Source organism: Sphaerisporangium sp. NPDC005288 (assembly GCF_040607475.1).
In the GTDB taxonomy this organism is placed as follows: domain Bacteria; phylum Actinomycetota; class Actinomycetes; order Streptosporangiales; family Streptosporangiaceae; genus Sphaerisporangium; species Sphaerisporangium rhizosphaerae.
On sequence record NZ_JBEXGT010000016.1, the window covers coordinates 139,217 to 165,546 of the forward strand.

The 26,330-nt window shown below is 64.5% G+C and carries 20 protein-coding genes and 2 pseudogenes; 11 read left to right on the forward strand and 11 right to left on the reverse strand.

Features of this window, described 5'->3' with window-relative positions:
• Positions 1–67 precede the first annotated feature (67 nt).
• Positions 68–1,654: a recombinase family protein gene (locus ABZU32_RS17515; RefSeq protein ID WP_354923254.1), complete on the reverse strand. Its 1,587-nt coding sequence runs from the start codon at positions 1,652–1,654 to the stop codon at positions 68–70.
• Between ABZU32_RS17515 and ABZU32_RS17520 the strand changes: the two are divergent.
• Positions 1,615–1,722, forward strand: a pseudogene (locus tag ABZU32_RS17520) (peptide-methionine (S)-S-oxide reductase); the annotation flags it as partial. The gene ABZU32_RS17515 and the pseudogene ABZU32_RS17520 sit on opposite strands and share 40 nt — an antisense overlap.
• A 404-nt stretch (positions 1,723–2,126) precedes the next feature.
• On the opposite strand, the pseudogene ABZU32_RS17525 reads toward ABZU32_RS17520, so the two are convergent.
• From ABZU32_RS17525 to ABZU32_RS17540, 4 genes and pseudogenes are all read right to left on the reverse strand, one after another.
• Positions 2,127–3,305: pseudogene (locus ABZU32_RS17525) on the reverse strand (IS256 family transposase); the annotation flags it as partial.
• A 435-nt stretch (positions 3,306–3,740) separates the two neighbouring features.
• Positions 3,741–4,145, reverse strand: a complete 405-nt coding sequence (locus ABZU32_RS17530) for a DUF4143 domain-containing protein (protein ID WP_354923338.1) — start codon at positions 4,143–4,145, stop codon at positions 3,741–3,743.
• Positions 4,146–4,292: 147 nt separating this feature from the next.
• On the reverse strand, positions 4,293–4,550 hold the full coding sequence (locus ABZU32_RS17535) for a heavy-metal-associated domain-containing protein (RefSeq protein ID WP_354923256.1): 258 nt from the start codon (positions 4,548–4,550) through the stop codon (positions 4,293–4,295).
• Positions 4,547–5,026 (reverse strand): nuclear transport factor 2 family protein, encoded by a 480-nt coding sequence (locus ABZU32_RS17540; RefSeq protein ID WP_354923259.1) that lies wholly within the window; start codon positions 5,024–5,026, stop codon positions 4,547–4,549. The genes ABZU32_RS17535 and ABZU32_RS17540 overlap by 4 nt, the downstream gene beginning before the upstream one ends.
• A 101-nt stretch (positions 5,027–5,127) precedes the next feature.
• Between ABZU32_RS17540 and ABZU32_RS17545 the strand changes: the two genes are divergently transcribed.
• The 3 genes from ABZU32_RS17545 to ABZU32_RS17555 all read left to right on the forward strand — a co-directional run bounded on the left by ABZU32_RS17545 (position 5,128) and on the right by ABZU32_RS17555 (position 6,841).
• Positions 5,128–5,700, forward strand: a complete 573-nt coding sequence (locus ABZU32_RS17545; RefSeq protein ID WP_354923261.1) for a TetR/AcrR family transcriptional regulator — start codon at positions 5,128–5,130, stop codon at positions 5,698–5,700.
• Positions 5,701–6,008: 308 nt separating this feature from the next.
• Positions 6,009–6,320 carry a type II toxin-antitoxin system prevent-host-death family antitoxin gene (locus tag ABZU32_RS17550; RefSeq protein WP_354923264.1) on the forward strand — a complete coding sequence of 104 codons (312 nt, stop codon included), beginning with the start codon at positions 6,009–6,011 and terminating at the stop codon, positions 6,318–6,320.
• A 2-nt stretch (positions 6,321–6,322) separates the two neighbouring features.
• A complete protein-coding gene (locus ABZU32_RS17555) occupies positions 6,323–6,841 on the forward strand; it encodes a type II toxin-antitoxin system RelE/ParE family toxin (protein ID WP_354923267.1) in 519 nt (172 codons plus the stop codon).
• 522 nt (positions 6,842–7,363) lie between these two features.
• On the opposite strand, the gene ABZU32_RS17560 is transcribed toward ABZU32_RS17555, so the two are convergent.
• Complete coding sequence (locus ABZU32_RS17560; RefSeq protein ID WP_354923270.1) at positions 7,364–7,909, reverse strand: ATP-binding protein; 546 nt, start codon at positions 7,907–7,909, stop codon at positions 7,364–7,366.
• A gap of 175 nt (positions 7,910–8,084) precedes the next feature.
• Between ABZU32_RS17560 and ABZU32_RS17565 the strand changes: the two genes are divergently transcribed.
• From ABZU32_RS17565 to ABZU32_RS17580, 4 genes are all read left to right on the forward strand, one after another.
• A complete protein-coding gene (locus ABZU32_RS17565) occupies positions 8,085–8,912 on the forward strand; it encodes a helix-turn-helix transcriptional regulator (protein WP_354923273.1) in 828 nt (275 codons plus the stop codon).
• The gene (locus tag ABZU32_RS17570; protein ID WP_354923276.1) at positions 8,905–9,099 is read left to right on the forward strand and encodes a DUF397 domain-containing protein; all 195 of its coding nucleotides are present in this window, start codon (positions 8,905–8,907) and stop codon (positions 9,097–9,099) included. Before ABZU32_RS17565 ends, ABZU32_RS17570 begins: the two co-directional genes overlap by 8 nt.
• 550 nt (positions 9,100–9,649) lie before the next feature.
• Entirely contained in the window at positions 9,650–10,564 is a 915-nt protein-coding gene (locus ABZU32_RS17575; protein WP_354923279.1) for a restriction endonuclease, read from the forward strand.
• 139 nt (positions 10,565–10,703) lie between these two features.
• Positions 10,704–11,147 (forward strand): hypothetical protein, encoded by a 444-nt coding sequence (locus ABZU32_RS17580; RefSeq protein WP_354923282.1) that lies wholly within the window; start codon positions 10,704–10,706, stop codon positions 11,145–11,147.
• Positions 11,148–11,663: 516 nt separating this feature from the next.
• On the opposite strand, the gene ABZU32_RS17585 is transcribed toward ABZU32_RS17580, so the two are convergent.
• The 5 genes from ABZU32_RS17585 to ABZU32_RS17605 all read right to left on the reverse strand — a co-directional run bounded on the left by ABZU32_RS17585 (position 11,664) and on the right by ABZU32_RS17605 (position 22,195).
• The gene (locus ABZU32_RS17585) at positions 11,664–15,437 is read right to left on the reverse strand and encodes an NACHT domain-containing protein (RefSeq protein ID WP_354923285.1); all 3,774 of its coding nucleotides are present in this window, start codon (positions 15,435–15,437) and stop codon (positions 11,664–11,666) included.
• A 557-nt stretch (positions 15,438–15,994) separates the two neighbouring features.
• Complete coding sequence (locus ABZU32_RS17590; protein WP_354923289.1) at positions 15,995–17,821, reverse strand: serine/threonine-protein kinase; 1,827 nt, start codon at positions 17,819–17,821, stop codon at positions 15,995–15,997.
• A gap of 578 nt (positions 17,822–18,399) precedes the next feature.
• Positions 18,400–20,247 (reverse strand): hypothetical protein, encoded by a 1,848-nt coding sequence (locus tag ABZU32_RS17595; RefSeq protein ID WP_354923292.1) that lies wholly within the window; start codon positions 20,245–20,247, stop codon positions 18,400–18,402.
• 282 nt (positions 20,248–20,529) lie between these two features.
• On the reverse strand, positions 20,530–21,255 hold the full coding sequence (locus ABZU32_RS17600) for a hypothetical protein (RefSeq protein WP_354923295.1): 726 nt from the start codon (positions 21,253–21,255) through the stop codon (positions 20,530–20,532).
• Between the two features lie 100 nt (positions 21,256–21,355).
• The gene (locus tag ABZU32_RS17605; protein ID WP_354923298.1) at positions 21,356–22,195 is read right to left on the reverse strand and encodes a vWA domain-containing protein; all 840 of its coding nucleotides are present in this window, start codon (positions 22,193–22,195) and stop codon (positions 21,356–21,358) included.
• A gap of 127 nt (positions 22,196–22,322) precedes the next feature.
• On the opposite strand from ABZU32_RS17605, the gene ABZU32_RS17610 reads away from it, so the two are divergent.
• The 3 genes from ABZU32_RS17610 (at position 22,323) to ABZU32_RS17620 (ending at position 25,926) form a co-directional block, all read left to right on the forward strand.
• Positions 22,323–22,532 (forward strand): hypothetical protein, encoded by a 210-nt coding sequence (locus ABZU32_RS17610; protein ID WP_354923301.1) that lies wholly within the window; start codon positions 22,323–22,325, stop codon positions 22,530–22,532.
• A 982-nt stretch (positions 22,533–23,514) separates the two neighbouring features.
• Positions 23,515–24,969: a HEPN domain-containing protein gene (locus tag ABZU32_RS17615; protein WP_354923304.1), complete on the forward strand. Its 1,455-nt coding sequence runs from the start codon at positions 23,515–23,517 to the stop codon at positions 24,967–24,969.
• Positions 24,970–25,527: 558 nt separating this feature from the next.
• Positions 25,528–25,926 (forward strand): DUF4145 domain-containing protein, encoded by a 399-nt coding sequence (locus tag ABZU32_RS17620; RefSeq protein WP_354923306.1) that lies wholly within the window; start codon positions 25,528–25,530, stop codon positions 25,924–25,926.
• Positions 25,927–26,330: the final 404 nt, after the last annotated feature.

Sequence of the window (26,330 nt, forward strand, 5' to 3'; positions counted from 1 at the left end):
GAGGGTTGTCGCCTACGAGTCAGGCGACAACCCTCTTATAGCTGTGGGGACGTCTTCGGACGTCTTGTCAGTCCTCGCGCCACACCAGCTCAAGAAGGTCGGGGTTGAACTTCTTCCGGCCCTTGCCCGCCGGGTACACGATCACGGCATGCAGGGCCTCGCGGATGTACGCCCGCCGGATGGACAGCGGCAATCCACCCTCTTCCTCCGGCAGGTACCAGCGTCGCCGGATCTCTGCCACGTCGGTCGTCGCTCGGTTGCGGCGGCGTTCGACAGCGGCGGCGAAGTTCTGGCCCTCGGCACGCAGGCGGGCGATGCGCTTCTCAAGGTCGGGTGCCAGGGAGAAGAACAGGTCGTTGCTGATGTTCCCTGCCGCCCACTGGACGCGCAGTTCCTCCAGACGATCCTTCGTGTCCTCGTACTCCTGCTTGTTCGTCCATTCGGAGGGTTCGGAGGAGGTCGTGAGGTTGGCCTCTTCGAGCTTGGCGAGGACGGCTTCCGAGACAAAGAGATCGACCATGTCTCCGCGTCTCGCCGAGCCACCGCACCCGCCGACCGTCTTGCCGGGGCATGTATAGATGTGCTGGACGCAGTCGGGGTTGTGCGTGACTCGCATCGATGCATTGCAGAGCGAGCCGTCAGGCTTGGGCTTCCCGCAGCGGAGGAAGCCGGTCAGCAGGTAGTTCGGGTCACGGAAATCCCTCGTCAGGATGTTCCCGACTCGTCCGTCCCGGTAGACGTAGTGGCCCTTCCGAGCTTCGAAGACGTTGCGCACGGCCATCCACTGTTCGGGCGTGACGATCGGTTCCCACTGCCCGACGACGGGATCACCGGCTGCGTCCCTCACCAGCTCTCCGCTCAGCTCCCGCCAGCCGCAGATGCGCGGATTCCGTACGGTGACCTTGATGGAGCTGGAAGTCCAGTCGTTGCCCAGGGACGTCTTCATGCCTTCCCGCTGCCACTGAGCCGCGATCGAGTGCAACGACCGGCCGGCGATCAGGTCGAGGACGGCTTGCCGGACGAGAGGGGCTTCCCGCGGATCGAGTGTGAGGCGGTCGGGCAACCAGCCGAAGGGACGTGTTCCGCCGACCGGCGCGCCTTGCTCTGCCCGCGTCCGATGGGAGCGGCGCATCCGGCGCTGCATCTTGCGGACCTCCATCTTGGAGATCACCGCGCCGAACAGGCCCATGCTTTCGGTGTCCTCGCTGTAGAGGTCCTTCGAGCCCCGAGCGTCGGCGAAGACGCGGCCGTCCCGATATGTGATCGCCTCCACGAAGCGCTCGTAGTCGCCGGGCCGCCGGGCGAGCCGGTCCTCAGCGACGATCACAACACCCTGGACCGCCGTCCCGTCCGGCAACTCGCCGGCACGCAGGGTCTTGAGCATCGCCTCGAAGTCGTCGCGGACCACGTCGGCCTTCGCCGCGGACTTGTCGTTGTCCGTGAACTCATGCACGACGGTCCAGCCGTACCGGGCCGCCGTCTCGCGGTTGAGCTTGTGTTGGTCAAGAACTCCGTGTTCATCCCGCCTGATGTCGGCGGAGATGCGAGCGTAGGAGACGACCGGGATGGGGGATTGCTCAGGCAAGGGGACCTCCGCAAGAATTATTGCGCCAAGCGAAGGTCTACCACCAGCAGTACCTATATAAGGTGCCAAATGGGTATTGCGGCATAGGTGGCACGGGGGTCTCGTGTCCGATCGGTCTGACCACCGGCGAAGCCTGATCCATCGAACTGCGGACCGCACCCATCGGGGTGTGGTCCGCAGTCATGTGTGCGGGTCCGCACGAAATGGCCCTCGCTCCGCTCAGACCGTGTCTTTTGGGGCTCCCGCCCCCAAACCCCAAGGCAGGGGCTCCGCCCCCGCACCCCCACCCAGGATGTCGTGTCCGCATGACCGGCTACCCAAGGTGCGGTCACACCACCTGTACAACAACCCCAACGGCTACTGCGGCATCGGTGGCACCGGTTGCGACGCAGGTGACTTGAGCCTGGTGCCCGACTTGGCGGTCACGTCCAGCGGAGTGGTGTATGAGTTGATCTCCGCGTGATCCTGTTTCTGCAGGTTGAGCGGTCAGTGTCTGTGGGATCGGGTTTGGTTGGGGTGTGTCGCCGGGAATGACGCGGAGCCGGGTCTTGGCCAGGATGTCGGGGCCCATGTAGCGGCGGGCTTCGGTCCATTCGTCGGTCTGTTCGGCCAGGACCGCGCCGACGAGGCGGATGATGGCGGCTCGGTCGGGGAAGATGCCGACGACGTCGGTGCGGCGGCGGATCTCCTTGTTCAGTCGTTCCTGGGGGTTGTTGGACCAGATCTGTTTCCATATCTCGCGGGGGAAGGCGGCGAAGGCGAGCAGGTCGTCGCGGGCGGCGTCCAGGTGGTCGCAGGCGGCGGGGTATTTGGCCGACAGGGCGTCGATGACCCAGGCGTGCTGGGCACGCACCTGCTCGGCGGTGGGCTGATCGAAGATGGTGCGCACCAGGGTGGCCACCCAGGGCTGGGCGGATTTGGGGACGACGGTGAGCAGGTTGCGCAGGTAGTGGGTGCGGCACCGCTGCCAACACGCCCCTGGGAGGGCGGCGGCGACCGCGGTGACCAGGCCGGTGTGGGCGTCGGAGATGACCAGTTGGACGCCGGACAGGCCGCGGGCGACCAGGCCGCGCAGGAAGGTCAGCCACCCGGCGCCGTCTTCGGCCGAACTGACCTCCAGGCCAAGGATCTCCCGGCGGCCGTCGGCGTTGACCGCGGTGGCCACCAGCACGTGCACGTTGATGGTCCGTCCGCCCTCGCGCACCTTCTGGGTCAACGCGTCCAGCCAGAGGAAGGTGTAGGGGCCGGCGTCCAAAACCCGGGTGCGAAACGCCTCGACCTGCTCGTCCAGCACGCCTGCCATCTGCGAGACCTGGCTTTTGGAGATGTGCTTGATGCCCAGCTGCTCCACCAGCTTGTCCACCCGCCGGGTGGACACTCCCAGCAGGTAGGAGGTGGCCACCACGCTGATCAGCGCCTGCTCGGCCCGCCGACGACGCTCCAGCAACCAGTCCGGGAAGTAGGACCCCTGACGCAGCTTGGGGATCGCCAACTCCACGGTGCCGGCCCGGGTGTCCCACTCGCGGGTCCGATAACCGTTACGCCGATTGCTCCGCTCGCTGCTGCGAGTGCCGTACCCGGCGCCGCACACGCTGTCGGCCTCGGCCGACATCAACGTCTCGGCCATGGTCTTCACCATGGATCGCAACAGATCCGGATCGCCCTGCTCGATCTGCTTCGCCAGCCAGCCGGCGGGGTCCACACTGTCATCCACGGCCATCGCCTCTCCTTCGATCTTGGTTTCGCAACCTGAAGGATCACGCGATGGCCGCCCCTATTTCACGACGCCACGCTGACTACCAGCGGAAACTCGTACACCACCTCCGTGGACGCGACCGACTTGGCTGACGACCTCTGCGGAGGAGTAGCTGTGGAGGCCTCCGGGCGGTGGTCAGGTCTGCTCGGAGATCTCATGGCGGGCCGAGGAACTCATGGCGGAGGGGCGACGTCAACAGGGGTCTTGCCGCTCCGACGTCCCACTCCTAGGGCGTGACGCGGCGAGTTGTTCGGTTCGTTTGATTCAGCCGAGGCGAACAACCACGCATCTGCGGACGAGAAGCTACAACCACTCCTATAGTGCCTCCATCAACGGCTACCGCGGCATCGGTGGCACCGGTGTCAACGCAGGTGACCCTTCGGTGTGATCGCCGACAGGTCAGGGGCTGGGGGTCGCTTCCCATAGCGCGGACAGTGGCAGGGCTCGCATTCGGTCGCCGAATGGGAGCGTTTCCTGACCCGCGTAGAGGACGAAGCCCGCGATCAGGCGATCCCCGAGCTTGCGGGCCAAGTGCTGTAGTCCCTTGAAATCGTCTGCTCGTACGGTTTCCGCCGCCTTGACCTCGATGCCGACCACCTCGCCGGACGCTCGTTCCAGGATGCCGTCGACCTCGACATTGTCTCGGTCACGATAGTGGTAGAGGCGTACGGGCTCCTCGGCCCATGTCAGTTGGCGAGCCAACTCGCCGAGGGCGAAGTTCTCCAGCAGGGGCCCCACTGGTGCGGTTATGTCGGTAGCCCGGGCTGGAGTGAGGCCTGCCAGGTGTGCCCCCAGCCCGGAAATCGACGATCAGTAGCTTGGGGGTCGCGACCGCCCGTGTTGTGGCGTTGGACGACCAGCAGGTGACCCGTCCGAGTGGGCCGTCTGCCAGACGGGCCTGGTCCCGACGGAGCGGTTTTCGCAGGTCTTTTTGTAAGGCTCGCGCTCGACTCACGGGCGTGAGCCGTCCTGCTGCCTGAATCCGGTGCGGCGATCGCCTGGCGCGTCAGCTAGTTCGTAGCCGGCTTCCTGGACTGCAGCGCGTACTTCGGCGATGTCGAGCCTCCGCTCGCTGGTCACCGTGACAGTGTCGCCTTCGAGGTCCACCGCCACGGCGGTAACGCCCTGGATGCGTTCGATCTCTTGGGTGACGAACTCCGCGCAATGTCCGCAGGCCATCCCGATCACGGTGTAGGCCGTTACGGTCATGACGATATCTGCCTACGGTGGGACGTCTCCGTCGCCGGCTGTCCCGAGCCGACCTGGGTGCCTGCCCCGGCTTCTGTGATGTCCTCGGCCTTGACCGGAACGAACCGGGTGAGCATGTGCGCCTGTCGCATTCGCCCGTCGTCGGCAAACCGCCCGAAGAAGTGCACCTCCATACGGCCTTCCCGCTTCCGGTTCTGGAAGTGCAGGGTGTAGCGGGCGGCGATCCGGTCCCCGTCGGCTATTGCCTCGTGCACCTCCCAGCGAGCACTGGGTTGATGCTTATGTGCCGGACGGGCGTGCGCGATGAGCTTGGTCCGGTCCATCCGGGTGCCGTCGGCGATCTGGACGATGTCTGGTGTGTGGTAGCGGTCGACGATGAGCGCCACGTCCTCGCTGCCGCACACCAGGTCGTGCATGAAGTAGGTGAAGAAGTCGGCTATGAACTGCTGTGGGTTGGTGCGATCGAGCGTGCGCATGCTACCTCCACCAGGCTGCAGTTTCTACGTAACCTTTACGGGCTGTAAGATATAAGTCTCCCAACAAGTTTGGCAAGGTGTAAGAGTTGAGTCCGTCTCCGATGCGTAACCGCCGTGCCGATGCCCGCCGCAACAGGCTCGCCATCCTCGACGCGGCGATCCATCTGCTCGACGCGCAGCCAGATGCCAGCCTCGACACCATCGCCATCGCTGCCGGGATGACCCGGCAGACCATCTACGCCCACTTCCCATCGCGGGAGCATCTGATGGGGGCCGTCGTCGATCGAATGACCGAGGATGCCGTTGCGGCGATGGACGCGGCTGACCCGGACAGCGGACCCGCAGCGGACGCATTGATGCGCGTACTTCAGGCCGGTGCCCGGACCGCAGAGCGGTATCCCGTCCTTACCAAGCGAATCAGTTCCCTCCCGGTGAGCCCGCAGGTCGACCAGGAACGCCACGCACCCGTCGCCGATCGGATCAATCGAGTGATCCAGCGCGGCCAGCAGAGCGGAGAATTCGACAACCGACTCCCGTCCGACTGGCTCGCCGCGGTCATCATCAAGATCGGTCACGCTGCGGGCGAAGAGGTCGACGCCGGTCGGATGTCGCGCTCCGAGGCGGCCAACGCACTGCGCACCGTCATGCTCCGGGTGCTCGCGGCCCCAGCTTAAGGCTGTCGGATATGGCAGGACGGTCAGCGACAGACGACGCGATCACCGTCTGAGGCCGGAAGCGAGTCGCTGCCACCAGCAGCACCTTCTCGAACAAACGGCTACTGCGGTATAGGCGGCACCAACATCAAGCTATGTGACCCCTTCCAGTGGGGCGCTTGCCTGACGGGTCCGGTTCTGTCCGAGGAGTAGCTCTTCACGTGCCGCCAGGGGCATCGCCGACCGTGGCGACACAGACCCTCCCGCACGACGGCCCGGGATGCGGTTCGGCGATTGCCCTTCTGTATAGATTCCTATATAGTTTTTGTATGACTGTTCTCCACGATGCGACCGAGCTCACGGTCACCGAGGCCGCGCAGCGAGGGGTGGCCCGTCTGGTGGCTGATGCGGAGCAGGGGACGGATCTGGTGGTGACCCGTCGGCACCAGCCGGTCGCGGCGGTCGTGAGCGTGCGGCGTCTCCACGAGCTGGAAGAGGCGGCGGCCGATCTGCGGGATCTGGCGCTGGTTCTTGTGCGGGCGGCGACCGACAGCGGGCGACGGACGTCGATCGATGATGTCCTTTCCGCCTTCGGGCATACTCGTGAGTCGCTGGCCGCGCTTCCGGATGACGACGAGTAGCGGTGTCCGACGTCGTTTTCACCGACCCGGCCGTTGACGATCTCCGCAGGATCGGTCCGGACGCGGTGCCCAGGGTTTTGAAGAAGATCCTTCTGTTGCTGGAGAACCCCGAGGCCGGCTACCCGCTGGGTGGGGAACTCACCGGCTTCCGCAAGCTTGTCGTCGGCCGGAACACCTGGCGGGTCGTCTATCGGATCACCGATGACAAGGCGGTCGAGATCTGTGAGATCTGGGCGGTCGGCGAGAGGGCCGATGCGGAGGTCTACGCCGAGGCCAAGGCACGGGTCCGGGCGGCCGGTGGTTCGCGTCCCGATGTCGTCCGCCTCGGCGAGGTCATTGACCGCCTCGGAACTCTGACCGATCACATTCGCATCGACGAGGCACCTGCACGAGAGCCGGTTCCTGACTGGCTCGCCGATCGGCTGATCTACACAGTCGGCATGGCCCGCGAGGATGTGGCGGCACTCGACCTGGAGCAAGCCGTTGATCTCTGGACGGAGTTTCGCTCAGGGTCACGTTAAGCCCGGAGTCACCGTTCACAGGTTCGAGCTACGCAAAGCAATTCGATGCTGGGCTACTGCAACATTGTTGGCACCGGTGTCAACGCAGGTGACCCTTCGGCCTGGTGCCCGACCGGGCTGACAACCTCTTCAGAGGAGTAGCCGGAATGCTCAGACCTCCGGGCGGTGCTGGTCAGGCCTGCCCGGAGGTCTTGTTCTTGTTCTGGGGCAAAAGCCCATCTCCGAACCGATAGCGCTACCGGATCGGTGGTAAGGGGTGCCCTCCCCGCCGGGCGTGCGGCCGTGGAGGCTGGTCCCGACGGGGAGCACCGGCCGCCGCCGTCGTGAGCGGAGCCTGACCGGAGGGATGTCTCCCGGGGGGGCGATCAGGTACAGCTCTGACGAGGCGCCGTCTCTATGTCTCAGCCCATGCAGGCCGGACGATCGCCAAACTGCGGTCTCTGTACGCACGCACCGGGCGAAGGAGCGGTACCCCGTGCCCCGGCACCGGTCCGCTGAGAACCGTCGTGACCTGTCAGCCGTCTACTCACCCCATCGTTCGGCTTCAGCAGCGTGACAGCCGGCCGCTGGGGCGTCCGGGGCCTTCCACCCAACGGCAGCGCTCTCCGTCACCCTGCGCGCAGCTCGTTCGGCGGTCCTGCGCATCGCGCTCTGCTTCAGGTGCGCAGGCGCTTCCCTGAAGTCGTACGCGACTTCGAAGAAGACGGTCCGCCTACCGGCGTCCTCGCGTACGCCCCAATTCCTGGCCAGCGCGTCCACCAACACCAGGCCGCGCCCGTTCTCCCCGTTGGTGTCGGTGCGGAGCCGAGGAGCGGTATCGGCTCCAGCATCGGAGACGTTGACGTGGATGTACTCGTGGCAATCCACCATCACCACGGTCACCCTGCCGCCATTGCGCGAGTTGGAGTGCGTTATGGCATTGGTGACGACTTCGGACGTGAGAAGGATGACGTCTTCCAGAGCGGGGTGACCCTCGCCGAGCCTGATGCTCGTGAACTGTCGAGCGAGCTGGACGGATTCCGGTCGGCCGACCAGGTCTATTACACCTAGCAGTGTTCCTGTTGTCATTCTGCGCCTAACCTCATCAGTCGGCGGAAGGTTAGCGACGCTCGGTGGCCTCGCCTTACCAGGTTGACGCGGGAGCGCTAGCATTGGAGCCGGTTTACCTTTACGTATTAACTACAACTGGCGTAAGCAGGTTAGTTAGTTAGCAAAGGCCCCTATATGAACCGGAAGGTGGGATTTGTCCGCAAGCAAAGAGGAGATCGATCCTCATGAGTCACCGCGTCACCTTTTCGCGTTCGAGCTGCGCCGGTACCGTCAAGCTGCTGGGCTGACCCAGCGTCAGCTGGCAGACCGCATGGGGTACTCAGACGCTCTCGTCGCCCTGGTCGAGACCATGAAGCGCACGCCGTCAGAGCGCTTCGCCGAACTGGCCGACCAAGCGCTGAGGCTCGACGGTGTTATGGTCCGGCTGCAAGCCGCCACGACATGGCAGCAGCAGGCACCGGAATACCTACGGCCATGGCTGGAGGAGGAAGCGGACGCCATGAGCCTGCGCACATGGGAACCTCTGATCATCCCTGGCCTGTTGCAGACCGAGAGCTACGCGCGGGAGATCTTGGGCACCTGGCCCGGCATCACCAGCGAGGAACTGGAGACGCGTCTGACGAGCCGCATGCGTCGCCAGGCGATTCTGACCAAGGACAAGCCGCCGTTGACCAGCGTCGTCATCGACGATGCCGTGCTAAGGCGGCGGATCGGCGACTCGCGGGTCATGCGCGAACAGCTAGAGTTCGTGATCGAGATGGCTCGGCATCCCCACCTGACACTTCAAGTGGTCCCGTCGGACGCCGGCGCGCACTGCGGGCTGTCGGGCGGATTCATCATCGCCGAACGCAACGGATCGGCTTACGCTGCTTACACGGACTCACAGCCTGTCGGCCGGACCCTCGACGATCGCCGTACCATCGCCCAACTCTCCGCACGCTACGACGCCATCAGAGCCGAAGCCCTACCGGCCAGACAGTCGCTCCGACTGATACAGGAAGTGGTGAACCAAGGTGAGTGACCCTCGAGGCGCACAGTGGCGCAAAAGCACCTACAGCACCGACGCGGGCAACTGCGTGGAAGTCGCCTCTAACCTCCTTGGTCGGCGCGCGCTCCGCGACAGCAAGGTCACTGATGGCCCGGTGCTGGTCTTCTCGTCCAGTGAGTGGTCTGTGTTCCTCGGCGAGGTCAAGGCGGGCCGACTCTAGGCCGCGCCAGCCCATACCCGCTCCTGTGTGGACTTGCCGAGTCATCACACGGGCGGCTCTTGCTCAGCCTGCTGCCGTACGACCTTCGGCGCTGTGGCGACGCGTTGCCGGGCCTGGTTAGGTCGGCCACCAGGTCATCCGGCTGGCAAACCGACCCGAGTGCGGCAGTGACCTTCCGCTTTCAGGCGGAACAACCAGCCTGCTCCGCCAATGGAGACCGAGTTGGGAGCGTCGTGTACCGCTGTCGCCAGATGCCTCTGGTGGCTGACGTTGCTGTGATCACTAGGTGGGCTTGCCGCATCAGGAATGCCTTCTACTGGCACCCCTGCCCGTCGGATCGTTGCGAATAGTCCGGTTCCGTCCGTCGTCATCCAAGGAAAGTGCTCCCTCGACTCTCCTCCGTAAGATTACAGGTGACGATTGGGGCAACCGCTGTCCAGCGGCATGGCACAGGCTTGAACATAGATCACGCGGCCCCACTGAGGAGGTTCCCAACCCGTCCAGCGTCATGGCGGCCCTGATCCATGATGGCGGTAACCAGAGGAGTGCCGTGCCGATCCCAGACTTCCAGACCTTGATGCGGCCCGTTCTGGAGATGCACTCCGACGGTGGTGACCATGAGTCCGCCGAGGTGATCGCCTCCATGGCCGACCGCTTCGAGTTGAGTGCGAACGAGCGCGCGGAGATGCTGCCGTCGGGCGGGCAGAAGCTCTTCAACAACCGGATCGCATGGTCTGTCACCCACATGGCCCAAGCTGGCTTGCTGGAGCGGCCCCGTCGAGGCGTCACCCGGATCACCGACCAAGGGCGGAAGGTCTTGGCCGAGCACTCGAACCGGGTGGATATGAAGGTGCTGAACCGGTTCGCGGAATACCGGGAGTTCCGTACCCGCCGCCGCAAGGCCGGCAAGGTTGCGGAGGAGCCGGAGCTGTCCGCGGCGGATGCGCCGCCGCTGGAGTTGATCCCCCAGCTCATCACCGAGGCGCATACGGCACTGGCCGACGAATTGGTCGAGCGACTTCGTCAGGCGCCGCCGCAGTTCCTGGAGCACTGCGTCCTCAAGCTGCTGACCCGGATGGGCTACGGAGGCCCCGAAGGCGAGGTGCGCCACCTCGGCGGACCGGGCGATGAAGGCATGGACGGGCTCATACGCCAGGATCCGCTTGGCTTGGACGTGGTCTACGTCCAAGCCAAGCGCTACGCCGCCGACCGGACGGTGCAACGACCGGATGTCCAGGCTTTCGCCGGTGCTCTCCAGGGCGCCCAGGCGTCCCGGGGGATCTTTATCGCCACCACCCGATTTTCCCCGGGTGCCATCGATTTCGCCGAGAAGGTACCCTCTCGGATCATCCTTATCCACGGCCGCCGCCTAGGAGAACTCATGGTCGCCTACGACTGCGGAGTCCAAGAAGCCCAGACCATCACCATCAAGAAGATGGACGAAGACTTCTTCGCCATCGAATAGGAGTCTGCGGAGGCATCGCCGCATTGACTACCTGATCCATAGGGCAGGGCAGCCTCCTGGTCATGCCCGGATGGCGAGGCAGCTACCAATCGCATCAACACTGCCACGCTGGGTCGATCCAGTGTGTATGCATGACCTCATGATCTGGTTACGACAACACTCCCACGCCGCCGCCGCGTTTGCACTGGTCGGGCTCCTCACCGCCTGCGGCGGGGCCACGACCAACAAGGACGCCGCCGCCATCATCGGCGACCTTGGCGCCAACGGCGTGCCCGCCAAGCTCGGCACCGTCTACGACGAGAACACCGACCCGAACAAGTTGCTTGGCCGCCTCAACGGCTACCTCAGCAAGGCCGAGTTCACGGATAGCAGAGTCAAGGCCGAAAAGGCGGGCAGTGTCGAGGTGTTTGAGGACGACGACAGCGCCGAGGCTCGCGCCAAATACATACAGGCGCTTGGGAAGACTCCGATGTTGGCTGAGTACACGTACGTCAAGGGGAACGTCGTGGTGCGTGTAGACAAGGACATGGCCCCCTCCGACGCCAAGGCGTACGAGGACGCGCTCAATGAGATCGTCGAATAGCTCCAGAAACGTCGAAACGGCCCGCCTCTGGAAGAGGCCGGGGCTGGCCTCTGGGCCGAGCGAAGCTCTACAGACCGCGGGATTCCGAGCGGTCAGGCTCTCCACGTAGGAGATGTTACCGCTGGTGGAGCTTACGAGATTCGACTTAGACTTCCTGCTTGCAAACGAGAGCCAGTCACGGCGTAGAGAGCTACTCGCCCTGCTTGGGTGTGTGATGGCGGATGTCGGCGTGAGGTGTCGTGCGGCCCTGTTGCTGTACTTTCCCGCTCTATGTCTTCTCGCTGGCATGGCACCTTGAGACCAAGCGGCGGACGGAGAACGCCAAACGTGTCACTGGGTGGAACACAGTAGCCACCATCCCAACCGCTATGGGTTGGTGTGCAGGGTGAGTGGGCGGGAGAGCTGGCCGGGCCGGATGTGTGGCAGACCGCCGAGGAGGACATCCGCGAGTCCGGATACCAGGCCTGGACGAGGCAGCCGGTTGCCAGGGCCGAGCCGGTTCTCCGACCCGGCGCATCATGGGACGTCCACGGCCTCCACTACCAGCGTGATCGTCTCGTTGGGGGTGGCCGTCCCCACGAGGCGTTCCTGGGCCACGGTCATGCCGAGGGCCGCCTTCATGTAGAGGTCGCCGACGAGCTTCGCCTCGGCGTCCCCTCTCTGCGAGACCACGGTCGCGATGGCGAGCGATCCGACGATCAGCAACGACGGGGCCCGCTCGTCGACGGTCTTCCGGCGGTCGAGCCACTCCTCGCCGACGTCGACCATGCGCGCCGCCAGGCGGACGACAGGGTTACCCTCTTCCGCAAACCGGGGGACGGCCCGACCGTCGTCTGCGGCGCCCTGGGCCAGCCTGGTCAGGCCCTCACGCAGAAGCGTGGTGGCCAGGCCGGGAGGGACGACTATGCCGTTGGCATGCGTCGCGGTAAGTATCGATGTGATCCTGGCCAAGGGATCCGATCTGTCCTGACGCGGGCCGCGCCGCTGGTTGATGAGGCTCAGCACGGAGTCCAGCAGCTTGACGTCGGCCATTTCCGCAGCGTGCCCGCGGATGCCGGCGCGGATGCATCGCAGCCACATCGTAGTGGCGGAGCCCGCGGGAGCGGAGAGCAGTGAACGCGCGCGCGTCACGACGCGCAGGGCATGCTCGCCGCCCGCACTTCGCGGCTTCGAACGGACCCGGTCCCATGCCTCAGTCGACTCGGTGAGCGCGTGGGCGAGCGTGCCCACAACGGTGCTGGCGCTCGCCACCATGGAAGCGCGGTCGAGCGTGTCGTCCAGGTCGCTGGCGAGGGCCCGGGCGAGCCGGTGGACGTCGTCGCGGCATCTGCTGCGCTCAAGGCTGCCGGAGAGGTCGCGTGTACTCGCCAGGGCGCTGTCTAGGACGCCGATCAGGGCGCGGTGGAGCGCGGCGGCCGTGTGGAGATCGCGCGGCAGGTCAGGGGCCAGGTGGCGGACCCCGTCGTGGGCTCTGCCGAGCGTGCCCGCTAGGCTACTGGCCCAGTCGCGGGCGATGGCCATAGCGGTGGCTTGGCCCGCGTCCTCGGCGAGATCGACGGCGCAGCCGAGCGTGCCGGTGAGATCGTACGCCTTGGCCAGGGCCGTCTCGATGGCTCTGGGCAGGTCGGCCGTGTGCTCGATGGCGAGGTCGAGAGAGAGCGCCAGGTCGCGGCTGGTGGCGAGGGCCGTGCGGCGGGCTTCGCGGAGCATGCTTTCGAGCGTTGCGAGGGTGGGTTGGCGACCATCGGCTTCAAGTGCGTCGGCGGCAGGGCGGAGAACAGAGTCCATCAGTTTCCCGACGAACCCATGGATCGAGGCGATGTCGGGATCGTCCGGGCCGCTCGCGCCGCGCGGGCCCTCGCCGAGGTATGCGCCGGCGAGCTCCAGTTGCTGCGGCAGGCCGCTGGCCGAGATCTCGGCGTGGCCGAGGTCGGCCACGCCCGCTATGGCGGCCTTGAAGTCCTCCGCCATAGCGCCGACGGCCATGAGATCGACGACGATCTCCGCCAGTTGCAGCAACGTCACTTCGTCCAGGTACTCCCGCAGCGTCTCGGCATCCTTCGCAGCTCGCGCCGAAGCCCTGCCCGGTGTCGTAGACCAGGGATGCGACATGCCCGGAGGAACCCACAGGACCGGCCGGGGGGCGCACAAATCCTCCTCGTCGAGGCTCCATATGGTCCGGCCGCGGTTCGACACCAGTGGCCGGACGTCGGGGCTGTCCAGTTCGGCCCGGGTGGGCAGCCGGACGGCCGGGCCGTCCTCCAGGAGTCGGGTCACCCACTCCACCAGGGCGGCCGCGTCCTCGCCGCGCATGCCCACGGCCGGGGCGTTCAAGGCGGGTTCCGGATCGGGGGCGTCGGGCTCCTGGGAGCGTCCCTGCTCCGCCATGTCCCGCTGGAACAGCCGGTAGACCTCCTGGTCGATCGGCCGCATGCACAGCGCCGCTCCGCCGGCAAGAGGGATGGTCTGCCGGAGGGCCCTCCTGACCGTCACTGCGGTCAGCAGGCGGCGCCGGTCCGGCGGCGTGGCCGGGTCGGCGGCCTCCGCGAGCGTCGCGGCGAGGCGCTCCTTCAGCCGCCGGTCCAGCCGGTGCAGGTTGTCCGCGCAGTCGAAGGCCAGGGCCAGCGCGTCTATGTCGTCCCGGTCGAGGCAGGCCCGAATGATCTCGTCGGACGGCGACCGGGCGACGAATAGCAGGATGGTCTCCCGCCACCAGTCCGAACCGACCTCGGTGGCGAGCCTCCCGGTCCTGGCGTTCTCCTTGATGTTGACGGCCGCCAGGTACTCCTGGAAGGTCTTGTGCGCGAAGGTCAGGGTCCCCGTGTCGGGCCTGATCAGCAGGCCCGTGGCCACGATGTCGTCGAGGAACGCGTCGGCGTCGCGGTGCTCCGAGATGTCCGGCAGTAGCTCCTCGACGATCTCCCGCGCCTCGGACGCGTCGATGACCGTGATACCCGCGGTCATCATGAAGAAGGCCAGCTCGCTCAGCACCAGTTCCTTCTGCTTGCCCGGCAGGTCCTCCGGGGGTTCGACGCCGCCTCTCTTGTCGCGCTGCCTGCGCCAGACCAGCAGCTCGACGATGTCGGAATAGAGCTGGGCGCGATCTTGAGGGAGCGCAGTGTCGCTCTCGTGCAGGATGCTCAGCATGGTCAGCAGGAGCGGGTTGGTCGCCAGCATCCAGAGGTCGTGCCGGACACGAAGGTCGTCGAGCAGGCGTTCGGCGGCGGCTCTGGCCGCGATCCGCGTCTGCCGTGCCTCCGCGTCATTGTGCCGGTGCTCGATACGGGACTCGGCGCTCGCCGTGTACCAGGCGTGCGCGAAGTCGTGGATCTGCTCCGGGGTGAGCGGCTGGGCCTGCACGACCACGGCGCCCTCGAGATCGACATAGCCGTGCGGGCGGGAGGTGAGGATGAACTTGTTGGCGCGATACCGCCTGACCTGCGCGTCGACCCAGGCGGCGATCTTCGTGCGGTCCGCCTCGCCCGCGACCTCGTCCAGGCCGTCCAGCATCACCACGCAGTTGCCGTCCTTGAGTTGGCGGTCGAACCAGCCGGGCGGCTCCTCGCCGCAGTGACCGCTCAGGTCCTTGGCGATCACCTGAGGAAGCGTCAGGTGATCGGTGTCCACGATCAGCCTGGCGTGGTCGCGGAGGCGCAGGAAGACAGGCAGTCGCCGACTCCTTCTCCAGGGCAGTCTCGGCCGCCGGCTGAGGTCATAGGCGGTCCGGCGCAACAGGGTGGTCTTCCCGATCCCGGGCGCGCCGAGGACGGCCAGCACGATCGGTTGCTCGCCGTCCAGGAAGAACCGGAGGGGACGCCGCCGGCCGTGGATGTCGTGCCGTCCGACCAGGGCGTCGCGATGGGTCTCATGGGCTGGGCGGCGGATCAGGGCGACGTCGATGAAGATCTTTTCCAGCGGCGGGGCCCAGGCCGCCTTGCGGGGAATGCCGAGCTGCTCGATGCCCTGGGTGGCGAAGTGCACGTACTCCAGGTACCGGCTCCGGTAACGGGAGAACCGGCGGCGCAGCGCGTCGTCGGTATGGTCCGTCAGACGTTGCTGCCAGCGTTTCCGCAGGTCGCCGAATACTCCACGGAAGAATCCCGCCCCCACGACCACGGCCTCGTACGCCAGCCCCGCCGCCAGCGCCAGCCAGGGGCGTTCGAGAAGTCCCGGCCACAACTTGACGCCTATCACCGGAGGCGCGATTGCGAAGGCCAGCCAGCCCAGGCGCAGCGCGGCGGTCTTCCCGGGCGTATCCGCCCGCCCCGCGGGTCCGGCCGTCTCAGCCAACGTGAGGCTCCACTTCTCCCTCCGAGATCGCCTCAGCTGCTGGACCCGGACCAGGGAAACGCCATAGCAGTAGACATCGGAGCTTACTCACAATCATGTGGCGTATCCGATCCTGCGCGAAAGTGGATACAGAGACGGTTCAGGAGTGGGAGTAGTTGACAGAAACGAACGTCCGGTTTTCAGGCGGAGCAATCACCCAGCTCCTCCTATCCGATGCGAGGTCAGCGGTGTTCCACGGATGTCGCCGGGCGCTCATGGTGGCCGACGTTGTCGTCAGCGCTGTCGTCATCAACGCTACGCGGGCAGTGTTTGAGTCGGCTGAGGGACGGAGCCGGGCATGGAGGTGTGGACCCGGGTCTAGCACCCTGCCGAGCTGCCAGGCACAGCGTCACGCCAACCTTCTGCACGATGTGGTTGAGCGTCAAGCCGCGGGCGGCGATGTTCGACGGCACCGCACCTATCGCAGGCAGGGTGCGAGTGGCACGGCCGCTGTACTTCATCCGCCCCGGTCACTGTCGAGGCCCACCGGCACGGTGGCGCTCGTAGCCCTCGGAACACTACGGTTTCGTAATCTTGTGGCTGGTTGTCCAGTTGCTATAGGTGGTCGTGAAGACGGACTTATAGATCTCCACATGGCTCACGGGCACACACCAGGCGATTTCGAACTTCTTCGGCCGGTCCTCACTGTCGATAGTGAGCTTGAAGGTGATGTATGAGTCGGCGCTTGTCTCGGCGACGTCGCCGGCCGACCACGAGTTGAGCAGCTGACGAAGCAAGCCGTTGGTGTCCTCGATAGCGAGGGTCCCGGAATAGTTGCGCCCCTTGTGCTTCATCCGGGCGGAGTTGGCGACAACCTCCCGGATGATCGACGGCCCGGCCGTACCCGCAACCATAAGCGCATACCAGCTTGGGTTCGCCGGACTTAACCTTTCGATGGACGACCGATCCGCACCTGGCCTCTTGGGATAGATCGCGTCGGCCACGACCACATAGCGATGCCCGGCCTCCTCGTTGGTCTGGATCTTGACATCGAGATCGTCAGATGCCAGATGGTTCACGAACCGCCCGGTTGCCATTCCGCCAGCGCTGCTCTGGGTGAATCCCCCCTCGAAGCTGAACCTTCCCGCTGGCGTGGCTTCCAGGGCAAGCTCGATCGCGGCGGCCAACTCTGTGGTCGTGCTCGGCGGCGGGAGTGATTGGCGCGTCGATGACTTGACCTTCACGGCTGCTGTAGCGGTGGGCGTCGATGTGCGATTCGCGCTCGTTGAACTCGGGCGGCTGGTCTGGGCGGCGGCGATGTCGGTTGGCTGCTTCCGCTCATCCACATGGTCCGGCAGCACCTTCAAGGCGACGACCACCCCGAGCCCTAGAGCAACCGCGGCCGCCGTGACAGCGACCACAACGTTTCGACGGCCTTTTGGGGCCCTCAGTGTCGCAGCTGGTACGGCAGGCCAGCTCAGATCCTCAATAGGAAGAATCCACGTTCGACTCAGCCGGGCCGTGACATCGTTGGCCGCCCCGGTACTATCGATCACCTGGGTTCCCTGGTACGTCCGCCAGGCCTCCGCGACCGCGTCCAACAGCTCATTCGAAGACGGGCGCGTCTCAGGAGTCTTGGTCAGTGCTCTATCGACCAGGCCGCGCAGAAGGTCGGGGACCATGGAGGTGTCGACGGTGTCGTTCAGCACCTTGAGTGCTAAGACTTCCGGGCGCCCGGTCCCATAAGGTGGAGCGCCCGTGGCCGCGTATACAACGAGCATTGCCCAGCCGTACACATCGGCGGCTGGCCCGGCTGGTGCGTCGCTGTACTCCTCGGGACTCACCCACCCAGGCGACCCGACGAGAGTGCCGGTGCGGGTCATAACACTCGCGTCGAGCGCGCGGGCGATGCCGAAGTCGACCAGTTTGGGGCCATTCGGCGAGAGGATGACGTTCGACGGCTTGATGTCACGGTGTACCACGCCTACCGCATGTACGGCTACCAGTGCCTCGGCCAACCCGGCCACGAGCCCGAACAGCTCGTCGGCCCGAAGTGCCCCATGAGTTCTGACCTGGTCCTCGAGAGTTGGGCCCGACACGTACTCGGCGGCCAACCACGGCCGAGCCGCGTTTCCGTCAGAGTCGAGAATTTGCGCGGTGCAGACGCCCTTGACACGATCGAGGATGGAGATCTCTCGAGCGAATCGTGCACGGAACTCCGGGTCACTCGCATATGTGCCATGAATCAGTTTGACGGCCACGCGAACACCGCGGCCGTCGATGCCCGCGAAGACGACCCCCATGCCGCCTGCTCCCAGGCGTCCCACTAGACGATACGGGCCGATCTGCAGCGGGTCCTCAATGGTAAGTGGCAGGAGGGCGACGGCTGCCGACACTTGCTGCATCACCGGACTCCGTTCGGGAGGGAAAGCGTGGCGAAGGGCCGGCCAATCGCGTGAGAAGTTCAGAGGTGGTTTTATCCCATCCAACTCCGTCGTGTCGAGCGAGAACTGGACGACCTAGACAGTTACTGGGCACGTTGATGTCAACGTACGCTCGTCGGCGAACTCCTCAGCCCACGCTCGAAGACCTGATCGAGGTGGACGAGGATGTCATCCAAGTTGCAGAGATGCAAGCCGTTGCGCAGCGCGAGCGCGGCACCAGTGACCTGCGGATTAAAAGTCGTCCGAGGCCCGTCCATCGACGTCCACAGAAGTCACAAACACCTGCTCAGAAGGCGCGACCCCTTGATCATCCTCCCTGGATGTCTATGGACGTCGACCGACGTTGTTAGCACTCACGTTAGCAACGCCGCCAATCATCGGACTGCCTCGGTCGCCGGCTTGCAATTGGACTGCTACGAGCATCGCTTCAGGAGGAAAGCGGTGGCAGCAGTGGCTCAAGACAACCCCCCGCCTCGAACAGGCTGAGCGGATGACCACAAACGGCGAGGCCATGAGGGCGACTGAGACTGGTGGCAGGTTCATCGGCCAATCAGGACCGTGCGTAGGTACCGCCCGTAGGAGATCTGACGGTAGGCGGCAACCTGGCGAGTGAGTTCCTGCTCCTCCTGGACCGCCGAGTGATGCTTAGCGCGTACGGTCGCCAGTCGCTGGTTGGCGTTTTGCAGCGCCTGCGCTGCGGTCTGGATGGTGGCGCTGTGTCGGTCGGTTAGTTGCCGCAGGGCATCCGCCTGCTGCTGTACGAGATTGCTCCGGCCCTTTTGACGGGCCCTTTCGGTCTGAGCACGTCTGTCCTTGAGCACGCGCTCTTCCGCGGCGAAGCGCGCCTCTATGGCGTTGCGTTGTGGGGTCGGAAGCGCATTTGGCATGTTCGGCTGTCGCAAGGCACCCTGCACGTGCTTGTTCCGCCATGCGACCAACGATGCCGCTCGAGACTCCCCAACCCCAGGCACGCGTACGGAAGAGCCGTTAGCGAGTATCAGATGGATCTCGGGATTCTGGTAACCAGTGGACACGTAGGCAAAGTTGACCAGGTCAGCGGGAGTCGAGATGCCACTGGCCGCCAGTCTGGCCACCATCGTGTCGCCGATGCCAGAAATGGAGCCGGGGCGCAACGGGATGCGCCGTAGATAGGCGTCCACCTTTTGCCGTTGCAACTCCTCGAGCGCGCGGCGCAGGTCCTCTGACTTCCGCGCGACGAGAGCATGAATCTGGTTGTCGTGGGGATTGAGCTGCTGTGCCGTCTGCCGGTCGTACGTCCCGAGGTCCTGCCGCTGCCGGTCCTTGAGAACCTGCAGTTCCTTCGCGTGCGTGTCCGCCCGCTTGGCGTTGTCCATCTGAACCTTGTCGCGTTCCTTCTCAGCCTGCGCCGCGATCTTGAGGGTTTTCTTGGTTCGCCGGCGGACCGCCTCGAGCCGGGAGGCGATGGGCTTGCGCGCCCTCGTCTCGGGACGCAAGGCGTAGAGGGCCCTCGTCATGCCGATACCGAGGACCGGGCCCAGGAGCGCAGCGACCTCGGCAAAGTCCGACAGCCACACGACCAGCCCCACGAAGAGGGACAGCCCGAGGAGGGCCAGCCGGGCCAACAATAGTGCGGCCTGGTGGTCCTGGAAGGTGACGAGGGGCGGTGGCGGGGGCACTGGGATGTGCCCGCTCATCCATGTGGGTAGGCCCGCGGACGTGGCGGCCGGGGACGGGGCGATGGCGTGTGGACTGGTGTGGGCGCCGGCGGCCGACGGGAGGCCGACGCCCGGCAGAGGAGTCAAGGGAGGGAGGGCGGGCAGCGGTCGGGAGGCGAGGTCCGTGACGTAGGTGGCGAGGCGCTTGATGTCGAGAGCCTGATGTCCGACTAGGGCGGTGACGCGAGCCGAGGCAGTCACGTTGGCAAAATCCTCGTCGGTGAGCAGCAGGTGCTCGCCATCCTGTTCGTGCAGGACCTGCCACAGCGTAGGATCCAGTGCGACGGTGATCAGGGATAGGTAGATCAGCCAGACGGAGAACCGGTCCAGTTCCGGGCCGAACTCCGCACCGGTGCGGTGGGGGGACTGATAGTGGCGGTGGCCCCGTTCCGTCGCCGGTAGCCCGGCGAGCGCGGGTACGTACATGCCGTCGTAGTCGACCAGCTTCAACGCGCCGTCGGTGGCCACGAGGAGGTTGCCGTGCTGGAGATCGCCGTGAGCGATACCCGCGCGGTGCAGGTCGGCGGCCAGTTCGGCGAAGCGTCGGGCCAATTCGAGTAGTGCGGCCTGGTCGCCGAGGTGGTCTTCGATCCAACGGATCAGGCTGATTGCCTCGACCCACTCCATCCGCAGGATGGGAAATCGCTGACCGCCCACCATGATGCCGGAGGGCTGGTAGTCGAAGCCCATCTTCCACCGGTACGGAAGCGTGTTGAGGTGGTCACTCACAGCCCGGTAGCGCTTCTCCTGGTCTGGTATGTCCCTGGTGAAGCACTTGATCGCGTATCGCCTTCCAGACACAGTCTGCACTGAGAAGACGCTGGCGAAGTTGCCGGAGATGGGTCTGGGCCGCCCGAGTTTGTCGACCTGTAGCGTCGCCGACCGTAACTCGGCGTCTGTGAAGCAGAGGGTGGGATTCTGCAACGCCTCGACATACTCACTGCCGCTGGGGAAGCGCCTCGCCGACATGGTTCACCACACCGCTACGTGTATCAGGGTGGCGTCGTCGTTGCGCATGTGTCCGCTCGCCCTTTCCTCGCTGATGAAGTCCGCGAAGTTCAGTCCGTCGGAGGTACCGAGATCCCGCAAGGTTTCCCAAGGGCGACCGCCGTGCTCGACCTCTCGCAGGAACCACGCGGCCATGGCGTCGGTGCACAGGTAGATGTCGTCCTGCTGCCGCAGGCTCCCCGAGCTCATGGCCACTCGCTCGGAGATGAGCAGGGCATCCTGGTTTCGGCTGTTGAGCAGGTCGGGGCTTGTGCCGAAGTCCTCTGATCCCGCTAGCGGAAACGCCGTGATAAGCGCCCCGTCGCGAACTTGGAACAGGCAGCAGTCGCCAATCACGGCGGCGGACCACCGTCCCTCGCCGCGCAGATCCGCGAGGTCTCCTCCCTGGGGCACGCAGAAGCTTATAGCGAGCAGGGTGGCGTACGCTCCACGGTCGAGCTTGGGTTGCTCGTACCACTGGATGGGGCGCCCATCGGCCTCGCGCCGCGCGATGTAATCGCCGAGCGTCGCCTCCCATAATCTCGTCACCATGACCGCCTCGCGTCCGAAGCTCTCGCCAGAGGCGAGTGCCTCGGGGGGCACGCTAACGAAATGGTCCACCAGCGACCGCGCCCACAGACCCGCGAGGACGCTCTCGGAGGCACCGTCGGACAGGGCGACCCTGAGGGACGCGATGTCGATCTCTTCCACAGCCGAAACGCGGGGTTGGACCGCGTAAGCGTCCTCGTACTCCTCCGCCTGGCCGCCAGCTTTGTGCAGGTGGTGACAGGCGACGCTCCCCGGTATCCGGCTACCGTAGGTCGGTTGCACGGGTGCCGATGTCGAGGAACTGCACCACAGAGGTGATGTCGGCGTTGTACACGAAGCCGCGGGTGCCGTCGCTGACGGTGAAGCCTTCCTGCGCCGCGTACGACCGCATGTGGGAGGGCAGAAGGCTGGACATGGTGAACAGCGTGCGCGCGTAGTTGTCGGGGAGACCTGCGTCAGTGTCGGGGAAAGTAACGGGCGAGCCGCCTGCGTCGGAGACATGCAGGTTGAACAGCAGCACGGCTCCGTCGGCGCTGGTTAGGGAGCGGATGCCTGCAGCGGGGACGGTCGGGTCGCCGTCGTTCGCCTCGCCGTCGGTGAGGTTGAGGACAATCGGGGGGAAGCAGGCGGGATGCTCGCTGAGCCACTGGTCGACGAGACGGTGGGCATGCTCGAGGGCCTGTCGCATCGGCGTGCCGCCGTTGCACACCGGGTCCATCCAGATGGGGAATCGCACGGTGCTCTCCACCAGGCCGCCGGCTCCGTCGGGGATCTTCTTTGTGCGATCCTCGACACGTGCCGGGTTGTCGGCGATCTGGCTGAGCGGCACCAGATCGCGTCCAGCGAGCGCGCCGCCGAAGGCGGAGCCTACGTTGTTGTGCCCGTATCCCACCACGGCGACGTGGAAGTAGTCCCGTACCCCTTCCTCCTTGGCGCACTTGACCGACAATTCGGTCAGGAGGCGGTTGATGGCATCGGATACCACCGAAGCCTTGCTCGTAGGGACCTCACCTCCGATCGGATCACTCATCGAAGCCGACTGATCGACGAGAAAGACGAAACAGGTCGGATTCGACCGGCTGATCTCAGCCGTATAGGGCATGAACCCCATCCTTTCCTGATAGGCAGAACAGCCCGCTCTACCTGCGGCTGCGCAATACGGGAGAAAGGTGAGTCTAGGATTTGGAACGGTTCATGTCTAGTCCGGTGACACCTTAGTTTCGCCCGTTATGTGGCAGTTGCGACATCATCACCCGGTACGTCAACCCGCATATTGCAACCTGCGGCTGCAGGCGGTGTGGCCCGCAACCGTAACGAACCTCTACCGCGACCTGATGGCCGGCAGTGGAAAGAGCGGATGGGCGCTCTCGTCCCGCACCATCGACTACATTCACGTGGTGCTACGGGTGGCCTTCCATGACGCCGTGACGGTCGATTAACTGCTGGCCTCAGTCCCGTCCATCGGGTGAAGTACCCTCAAGGTGAGGTGTGCGAGCCTGGGACAGTATGACCCGCTAAGCAGTGCAAGACCTTCCTCGGTCCCATGCGGCAACATCGGTTGTTCGCCTTCTTCCACGTCGCCGCCGATCAGCTGGCGACGCCGAGGTGCGCCCCTAGCCCCTGGGCGTCGTCTTCGCCTTTCGCGTGGACGGTGGGCCTGAACCGCTACTGGAGAACGCCAGCGTATGGATCGATGCACACGACTGTCCACCGCTCTCTCTCGCGCACTCAGACGACGGCTTCGGTGCCTGAAGCTGACAGGTTGAGCCTGCCGCCGAAGACCGCTTTCGGCAGACCTCGCTGCCGTATCTCCATGCTGTGCGAGCACGTCAAAGGCCCTCCAGATCTTCCCGGACCTGCGAATGCTGCGCGGCCGAGAGGACTTGAACCCCTAACCTTCTGATCCGTAGCCAGTTCGAGAGTGTCCACCAGCGTCTACTGCTGTCAGAAACGCCTGCTCAGCAGCACTTTCGACGCGATCGGCTTCCGGGGACGTACACCGATGTCCATGGACGTTGTTAGCGCTGGTGTTAGCAAGATCCGAGTCGGTAACACCTTGGGGGCGGCCCAGTTGTCGTTGGCCCGGGTGAGGGACGAAGGAGGCGACCGTACCGGTCACAGCCCCCACCTGTTCGAGTGATTGCCTGCGCATACTGTCCGTCGGTTATGCCGCTTGTGGTGCCGGATAGTGCGGTCGCCACCTGCTCCCGGGTCACGCCCCGCCTGAAGTGCACGGTCGACGTGGACGGGTTTCGAAGCTCCTCTTGGTGGACGTCCCCAGCACCTCAATTTCGTGATGTCACACTGCCGGCTACCGATGAGTTTCCCCTCACTTTCGACGTCCGCACGGCAAGTAGTTGGAACTGAACGTGATGTTCACAGGGAGGCGATAATATCAGGGGACGTCAAAGGAGGCTGCACGTGGAGCAGGATGCACTAGCACCAGTCGATGGCGAGTTCTGGCTGATCAACAACCCTGATGTGAAGTTCAGGGGACGCCTGATGGTCGAGGGCGGCAAGTCCCACCTCTGGGTAACGGGGCCACTGGTCTCAACGACGACCACGCAAATTGTCTCGTCCAAAGAGGAGCCTGTAACGACGTATGTGCTGCGGACTCCACAGCCACTGCCGGAGAATGCAACCATCCTTGGGACCTTGGACCGCAGAGGCCAAGTGCAATACAACGAGGACGTGACGCTCCTCGAGTGCTTGTGCGTGAATCCTGGCCTTAGCTTACCTATCCCGGGAAGCGACCATCAAGAGTGGCTGCCACGCTTGATCGTTCGAGGTACTCACGCGGATGAAGTCGATCCAAAATTTTCCAGGCTCCAAGTCCGCTTTGCCCATCTCGATGAGTGGGCCGGCCCGTACGTGCTGAGCCAACTCGATGGCGCGAGCGATACCGATGCTGAAGAGATTCGTCGGAACCTGTCGGCTTCTCTTGCCGACCAAGGTGTGGTCCGTCTGGCCAGAGAGGGCATAGTCACGACTAGCCCAGCAGGGGATCGTAACCTGAGGAGTGCAATTTGGGTTGAGATCACCGGGTTGAAACCGATGTCCTTCGACGAGCTTGATCGCGCCTACATCGCACCGCTACGGACATTGCTCACTCTCTCGCTCGGCAAGGACTGCCCACCGGTGGAGATACAGGTCGGCGATGATCTTCTGCCTGTCTGGTTCGATATCCAACCTACGCCCATCAGCCCTCTCACTGAGGATCAGCTTCACTCCACCATGTTGCTTCAATGCAGGGATTTGGGAATCCAAGGCATTGCACACTGGCTGAATCGCGCACGCCTGCTTGGCCACCTGTCTCACAAAGTGGCAGCCGTGGTTGCCGGATTCGGCTACACCATCGAAAACGAGGTGCTTGACCTTGCCACAGCCGCCGAAGGCCTTCATCGAAGGCTTCATCCTGATCGGCAGCGTTTCGACAAGGATCTCGTTGAGCAAGCTCGGGCGGCGGCACTTCAGGGCTGCGATGACTTGGAGCCGAAGTTGCAGGAAGCTGTTAAGTCTGCCCTCTCGCACATCGCCGACCCGAGTTTTCGGGACCGGCTGCACGATCTTATCGACGATTGCGCGGCGATCCTTCCTGACGTCGTCGGCCTCCGCCCTAAGCGATGGAGTAGCGATATCGCGGAATTTCGAAACAGATTCGCTCATGAACTCAACAAGGGCCACCTTAACGAAAAAGACATCCTCAGTTGCCTGGCCTGCCGCGAATCGCTCCGCTGGCTCCTGCTGGCTCGCCTGCTGATAGAGACGGGCATCCCACACGAAATCCTTTCAGATCGCCTTGGAAAGCATCCTCGCTACACTATCTTCTTGCGACAGGCCAAGAATTGGTCACCGCGGATCTATGCAGAGGGTTGATCAGACTGAACGATATGCACGTTATGACAGAACTCCGGTAAGGGCATTAAGTGTTAAGCCCAGAGCTGTTCAGCCCAGCGATGGCCGCCTTGCAGAGTTCCGCAAATTCTAGCCGGATTGGAGTGGATTGTCGCCAACGGATAAAGAATACCCCTCAGTCATCCCCACCGACCTTCCCCTCCTCATATAGAACAATAAGCCTGTATTCCTCGATGGACACGAGATGAGCGGTCGTGTACCGCTATCGCTGCTCACCGCGGCGGCCGACGTTGTCGTCGGCGTTGCGGCACCCTTGGCCTCGGAGACCCGTTCGCGGGCAGGGAAAGAAGAGTCACAGGGAGGCATAGAATTGCAGTCCTCTGCGTAGGTCCTCAGCCTGGAGCATTAGCGAATGGGATATGCTGGTTGCGCCGATGATGCCACTGTGGCGCCGAGGACCCGCTAAATGAGTCGCGAGACATCGAGTGAGACCGGCAGACTTAGTCAATGGACAATAGCAACCTGGGAATGCCCAGTCCGGACCCCCGGGCACGGCACTGGGCAGGTACATATGCCGACATGCACGAGATCGTCAAAGATCTGGTCATCCCTGATGGAGCGCCATCTGCGGCTGCCAGCGTGATGACGACCGCCCGTGAGTTAATCAGGCACAGCTACTTCAGATATGAGTTCGCGAGTGTGGCCGTAGCCGTCTCCATTATCGCGCTAGAGGCAGCTTTGACGGACCGCTACGGCAACAAGAAACTGGTCAGCCTCATCGACCAGGCCGCCTCTGACGGGTTGATAACAGAGGAGCAGCGCGACTTACTCCACACCGGCCGGGATATTCGTAACCGGTTTGCCCATGGCAAGACCACCCATAGTGCGTTGCCTCCGACTACGGCCGTCCGTATGGTACAGACCTCCCTCAGCGCGCTGCTCCTGATTTCCCGCGATCCAGCCCCCGACCCGGCGTAGCACAGCTTGCCAGCGACTGCCCAGTCGATCACAGGGGAAGCGGATGGCCACCTTGCCGTTGCGTACAAGTGCTGTAGCGCAGCAGCTGATCTGGCCTGACCCTGGGCATCGCGTAACTCCGCCCACGAGTGGCGGCCCAGTGCATTACTGATGACGGTTCGTATGGGGACGTCTCTGTCAGGGGATGTTGCTGTGAGCACTGCTGTCACCAGGTTTCCAGCGCTGCACAGACGATCGATCAGCGCGACCCGGTGCGTAGCTCGGACCCGTTAAGGTTGACCTGAGCCGCATCCGCCAGAAGTGCGCAGTCGGCATCAGCGACCTGCGGAACCTGGGCACTTCTCTCCATTTCCGGATTCGCACTATCCGGGCGGGCCAGTAAAGACTGACCGCCAACCTACATC